General features: G+C 69.4%; 5 protein-coding genes. 3 read left to right on the top strand and 2 right to left on the bottom strand.

What is annotated here, in order from left to right; genetic code table 11:
- Positions 1–201: hypothetical protein (locus GCT19_RS43700; RefSeq protein ID WP_227749396.1), on the bottom strand; the 201-nt coding region annotated here is incomplete at its 3' end.
- Between the two features lie 91 nt (positions 202–292).
- Between GCT19_RS43700 and GCT19_RS34330 the strand changes: the two genes are divergently transcribed.
- The 3 genes from GCT19_RS34330 to GCT19_RS34320 are packed head-to-tail and all read left to right on the top strand — an operon-like array spanning position 293 to position 5624.
- Complete coding sequence (locus GCT19_RS34330; RefSeq protein WP_018434596.1) at positions 293–892, top strand: DUF2760 domain-containing protein; 600 nt, start codon at positions 293–295, stop codon at positions 890–892.
- Positions 889–2748, top strand: a complete 1860-nt coding sequence (locus GCT19_RS34325) for an Hsp70 family protein (RefSeq protein WP_018434597.1) — start codon at positions 889–891, stop codon at positions 2746–2748. The genes GCT19_RS34330 and GCT19_RS34325 overlap by 4 nt, the downstream gene beginning before the upstream one ends.
- A 5-nt stretch (positions 2749–2753) precedes the next feature.
- Positions 2754–5624 carry an Hsp70 family protein gene (locus GCT19_RS34320; protein ID WP_152854417.1) on the top strand — a complete coding sequence of 957 codons (2871 nt, stop codon included), beginning with the start codon at positions 2754–2756 and terminating at the stop codon, positions 5622–5624.
- Here GCT19_RS34320 and GCT19_RS34315 read toward each other — a convergent pair.
- Positions 5621–5899, bottom strand: coding sequence for a hypothetical protein (locus tag GCT19_RS34315; RefSeq protein WP_018434599.1), 279 nt, complete (start codon positions 5897–5899; stop codon positions 5621–5623). The two genes, GCT19_RS34320 and GCT19_RS34315, sit on opposite strands and share 4 nt — an antisense overlap.
- Positions 5900–6000 lie beyond the last annotated feature (101 nt).

The following is a 6000-nucleotide window of genomic DNA, read 5'->3' as shown; positions in this document are numbered from 1 at the left end:
GCCAATCCCACCCCATTGCCCGCTAGAATTGCCGGCTTTGCCCGCGTCGGGCGCGCCGCAAGGCAAAATACGGGTTTTGCGCGCGCCGCACGCGCGGCCGACCGACCCGGTCGCGAAGCGTCCCAGACCGTCTTTCGGCCCGGCGGTTGCATGATCATCGCCCAGCGCTCGCGCCCCCGGCCGCGCGCCGACCCGCAACATCACAGCCCCGCCCGGCCCGTCAGCTTCGCTGCCCGGCGCACGCGGCGCGGCGAGGACCGCTCGTCCCCAACAGAGCAGATCAGGAGCCTTTATGAGCGATTCGAACCCATCCTTCCTCGGCCGGATTTCCCTGGCCGTGGGCACGTTTTTCAGCATTCTCGGCAATGGCGAGTTCGCCGCCGACGTGCTGCGCCTGCGTAACGGCGAAAAGGTCGGCGCGGCCCCAGCGCCCGCCCCCGCCCCCGCCGCCGCGGCAACCCCGGCACCCGCCCCGCAACCGAAGCCGCAACCCGCGCCGGTGCTGAAGGAGGCCACCCCCGACGCCGCGCTGCAACTGCTCGGCCTGCTGCAACGCGACGCGCGCTTCATCGATTTCGTCGAGGAAGACATCAAGGCCTATAGCGACGCCGACATCGGCGCGGCCGCGCGCCTCGTGCACGAAGGCTGCCGCGCGACGCTGCGCGAGCACTTCACGATCCGCCCGGTGCGCGACGAAGCCGAAGGCAGCCGCGTGACGCTGCCCGCGGGCTTCGACGCGAGTTCGGTGCGCCTGACCGGCAACGTGGTCGGCAGCGCGCCGTTTAGCGGCAGCATCAGCCATCGCGGTTGGCGCGTCGACGAGGTGCGTCTGCCGAAGCTCGCGGACGGCCATAACGCAAAGGTCATCGCACCGGCGGAGGTGGAGCTATGAGCGACGCACGCTATTCCATCGGCATCGACCTCGGCACCACGCACTGCGCGCTGTCCTACGTGGACACGCACGCGAGCGACGGCGAGAAAACCACCCAGGAGGTGCTGTCGATCGCGCAGCTGACGGGCCCCGGCGCCATCGACAGCCTGCCGCTGCTGCCCTCGTTCCTGTACCTGCCGCATCCCGACGAGCTGGCCTCCGGCGACCTGTACCTGCCGTGGACCGGCCAGCGCGAATTCGCGGTCGGCGAATTCGCGCGCAATCGTGGCGCCGGCACGCCGATCCGGCTCGTGTCGAGCGCGAAAAGCTGGTTGTGCCATCCGGGCGTCGACCGTCGCGCGGGCATCCTGCCGAACGACGCGCCGCCCGAAGTGTCCCGCGTGTCGCCGCTCGAAAGCTCGGTGCGCTATCTGACGCACCTGCGCGAGGCGTGGGACCACGCGCATCCGGACGCGCCGTTCGGCGAGCAGGACGTCACGGTGACGATTCCCGCGTCGTTCGACCCGGCCGCGCGCGAACTGACCGCCGAAGCGGCCGAAGCCGCCGGCTTCACGCGCATGACGCTGCTCGAAGAGCCGCAGGCGGCGCTCTATAGCTGGATCCAGAAGAGCGGCGGCCAATGGCGCAAGCAGGTCAAGGTCGGCGACATCATCCTCGTCGTCGACGTCGGCGGCGGCACCACCGACCTGTCGCTGATCGCGGTGATCGAGCGCGACGGCAATCTCGAATTGCATCGCGTCGCGGTCGGCGATCACATCCTGCTCGGCGGCGACAACATGGACCTCGCGCTCGCGCACGTGGTCGCGCGCAAGCTCGCCGCGCAGGGTACCCAGGCCGACGCATGGCAGCTGCGCGCGCTGACCTACGCTTGCCGCGCGGCGAAAGAAACACTGCTCAGCGACCCCGCCACCGACACCGTGCCGCTCGTCGTGCCGAGCCGCGGCTCGAAGCTGATCGGCGGCTCGATCCGCACCGAGCTGACGCGCGCCGAACTGACTCAGACGATCCTCGACGGCTTCTTCCCGCAGGTCGACAGCGCCGCGCGTCCGGTCAGCCGCGCGCGGGTCGGTCTGACGCAGCTCGGCCTGCCGTATGCGCAGGACGCGGGCATCACGCGGCATCTGGCGGCGTTCCTCGGCCGTCAGGTCGGCGCACTCGCCGAACTCGAAGGGCTCGGTGAAGCCGCAGCGAATGCCGCCGCGCAAAACGCGAGCTTCCTGCATCCGACCGCGGTGCTGTTCAACGGCGGCGTGTTCAAGTCGACGCTGCTGGTCGAGCGCATCATGAGCACGCTGAACGGCTGGCTCGCGGCCGAAGGCGCGGCGAGCGCGCGTCTGCTCGAAGGCGCGGACCTCGATCTGGCGGTCGCGCGCGGCGCGGCCTACTACGGCTACGTGCGACGCGGCCGCGGCGTGCGGATTCGCGGCGGCACCGCGCGCGCGTACTACATCGCGATCGAATCGGCGATGCCGGCCGTGCCCGGCCTCGAGCCGCCGGTGCAGGCGCTGTGCGTCGCGCCGTTCGGCATGGAAGAAGGCACCGACGCCGAGTTGCCCGCGCAGGAGTTCGGGCTGGTCGTCGGCGAGCCCGTGCATTTCCGCTTCTTCGGCTCGTCGGTGCGTCGTCAGGATCAGGTCGGCACGCTGCTCGAATACTGGGGCCCCGAGGAGTTGCAGGAGCTCGAGGAAATTCAGGCGACGCTGCCGGCGGCCGGCCGCACCGCCGGTGAAGTCGTGCCGGTGAAGCTGCACGCGCGCGTGACCGAAGCGGGCACGCTCGAACTCGAGGCGATCCCGCGCGGCTCCGACGAGCGCTGGAAAGTCGAATTCGACGTGCGCGGCAACCCGAATGCGTGATTGACATGAAGCGGTACAGCGTCGGCATCGATCTGGGCACCAGCAACACGGTGCTCGCGTACGCGGAAGCAGGATCGCAGCAGATCCGCGTGTTCGAGATCGAGCAGTTGGTGAGCCCCGGCGAGGTCGCCGCGCGGCCGCTGTTGCCGTCGGTGCACTATCAGGCGGCGGACGGCGAGCTGAGCGCGGCCGATCTGCAGTTGCCGTGGTCCTCCGGTGCTCGGGCAGCGTCAGGCCAGGGCAAGGACGCCGGGCAGCCGATCGTGGTCGGCCGGCTGGCGCGGCTGCTCGGCGCGCAGGTGCCGGGGCGACTGGTCGCGAGCGCGAAAAGCTGGCTGTCGCATGCGTCGGTCGATCGCGTCGCGCCGATCCTGCCGTGGGGCGCGCCCGACGACGTCCGCAAGATTTCGCCGCTCGACGCGAGCGCGAGCTACCTCGCGCACGTGCGCGCCGCGTGGAACCAGCACTTTCCGAAGGCGCCGCTCGAACAGCAGGACGTCGTGCTGACGGTGCCCGCATCGTTCGACGAAGACGCACGCGCATTGACCGTCGAAGCGGCGCGGCTCGCGGGGCTGCCATCGCTGCGGCTGCTCGAGGAGCCGCAGGCCGCGTTCTATGACTGGCTGTTCCGGCATCGCGACACGCTTGCCGACGAGTTGGCGGACACCCGGCTCGTGCTGATTTGTGACGTCGGCGGCGGCACCACCGATCTGACGCTGATCGAAGTGGGCCTGACCGACGACGGCGAGCCGCGCCTGACGCGCGTCGGTGTCGGCAATCACCTGATGCTCGGCGGCGACAATATGGACCTCGCGCTCGCGCATCTGGTCGAGGCGCGGCTGTTGGGTGGTGCCGGTGGCGGTGCGCAGGCGCCGCAGCGGCTGTCCGCGGCGAGCCTGTCGCAGCTGGTCGAGCGCTGCCGCGTCGCGAAGGAGCAGTTGCTTGGCGCGCAAGCGCCCGAGTCGGCGCCGGTTACGTTGCTCGGCGCGGGCTCGAAGCTGATCGGCGGCGCGCGCACCACGCAGATCACGCGCGACGAGGTCGAGAAGATCATCGTCGATGGATTCTTTCCGCGGGTGGCCTCCGATCAGCGACCGGGCCGCCCGCGCGGCGCGATCGTCGAATTCGGCCTGCCGTACGCGACCGATGCGGCGATCACGCGGCATATCGCGGCCTTTCTCGAACGCTTGGCCGCGCAGTCGCGCAAGGCCCTTGGCGCGGATTCCAGCACACCGGACGCATCCGGCACAGCCGCGCTGCCCGTTCCCGACACGCTGCTGCTCAACGGCGGCGTGTTCCGCGCCGACGCGCTGTCGGGGCGTCTCGCCGACACGCTCGGCGGCTGGCGCGGCGCGCCGCTCCACGTGCTGCACAACGACAACCCCGACGTCGCGGTCGCGCGCGGCGCGGTCGCCTATACGCTCGCGCGCGCCGGCTTCGCGCCGAAAATCGGCGGCGGTTCGCCGCGCAGCTATTTTCTGGTGCTGGACGAAACGCCTGCCGGCAAGGACGACGCCGAGCCGGACGCCTCGCCCGCGCAACGCGGCATCTGCCTGCTGCCGCGCGGCACCGAGGAGGGTCACGAGATTCTGATCGAGGATCGCACGTTCGCGTTGCGGCTCGGGCATCCGGTGCGCTTCCATCTGGTGTCGTCGAGCGCGGACACTGCGTATCAGTCTGGCGAGCTGGTCGACCTTGCGGGCGGCGACTTCGTGCGCCTGCCGCCGATCGCGACGATCGTCCAGCCTCGCGACGGCCAGCGCGCCCGCGAAACCGCGGTGCGCATCGCGACGTCGCTGACGGAGGTCGGCACGCTCGACGTCCATTGCATCGAGCTCGACGATCCGTCGCAACGCTGGCTGCTCGAATTCCAGCTGCGCCACGGCGACGCGCAAGTGGACCTATCCGCCGATGGCGCGCCGCAACGCCATCCGGCGCTCGATCGCGCGATCGAACTGATCGACCGTTGCTTCGGCGCCCGCGCGCATAACGTCGACCCGAAGGAAATCAAACGGCTGCGCGCGCAGCTCGAACATCTGCTCGGCCCGCGCGATAGCTGGAATAGCGCATTGCTGCGCGAACTGTTCGGCGCGCTGTGGGAACGCGCGCGACGCCGGCGCCGCTCGGCCGATCACGAGCGGCTGTGGCTGAATCTGGCCGGCTATTGCGTGCGGCCCGGCTTCGGCTATCCGCTCGACGAATGGCGCGTCGAGCAACTGTGGACGCTATTCGACGACGGCATTCAATACGTGACCGACAGCCAGGTATGGTCCGAATGGTGGACGCTTTGGCGCCGCGCGGCCGGCGGGCTCGGCGAAGACGCGCAGCTGCGCGTGCTCGACGCGATGGACTATCTGCAGAAGGCCGCGCAATCGCGTCACAAGCTGCCGTTCAATGTCGCGAAGACCGGCTTCGCCGATATGGTGCGGCTGTCGGCATCGCTCGAACGGATTCCGGCGCAACGCAAGATCGAACTCGGCGAGGCGGTGCTCACGCGCCTGAAAAAGCCCGCGGAAAATCATCAAAGCTGGTGGGCGGTCGGACGGATCGGCGCGCGCCAGCCGTTCTACGGCAGCGCGCACAGCGTCGTGCCGCCCGACGTCGCCGCGCAATGGCTCGACGCGATCCTCGCGCTCGACTGGAAGAAGGTCGACCCCGCCGCGTTCGCCGCGGTGCAGATCGCTCGCATGACCGGCGATCGCTCGCGCGATCTGCCCGACGAGTTGCGCGCGAGCGTCGTGCGACGCCTCGAAGCGGCGAGCGCGCCGCGCGCCTGGATCACGATGGTCAGCGAAGTCGTCGCGCTCGATAACGCCGACGAAGGCCGCGTGTTCGGCGAATCGCTGCCGGTGGGGTTGAAGCTGATCGGCGGCTAGAGCGTTTGGCGCGGCGCGAAGCTCAGCACCGCTCGCGCCGCGTCCGGATTGTCGCGATCCTCGAGGCTTTCCGCGAGCAGAGCGCGAAACACCGGCAGCTTGTCCTTGCCGTATTTGAGGCCAAATTCGCACAGCACTTCGGCGATCGCCGCTTGCTGGCTGTCGGCGCCCAGCGTGCTCGAAATATGCGAGCTGCCGCGCGCCAATTCGAGCAGATAGGTCGAGCGGTAACGGTTCTTGTCGGCCTGTCGGCCGGAGCTGGGTCCACGGGGCATCGCTATTTTTCTCTGCCATTGTCGAACCCGCTATCTATCAGCCGAAGCTTAAGGAAATCTTACGGACGAATGGCGCATGGCTTACTTGTCATCCGTCACAT

Source organism: Paraburkholderia atlantica (assembly GCF_009362785.1).
Taxonomy (GTDB): domain Bacteria; phylum Pseudomonadota; class Gammaproteobacteria; order Burkholderiales; family Burkholderiaceae; genus Paraburkholderia; species Paraburkholderia atlantica.
The sequence above is the reverse complement of the archived record's forward strand: the minus strand, read 5'-3'. Positions and strand labels throughout refer to the sequence as shown.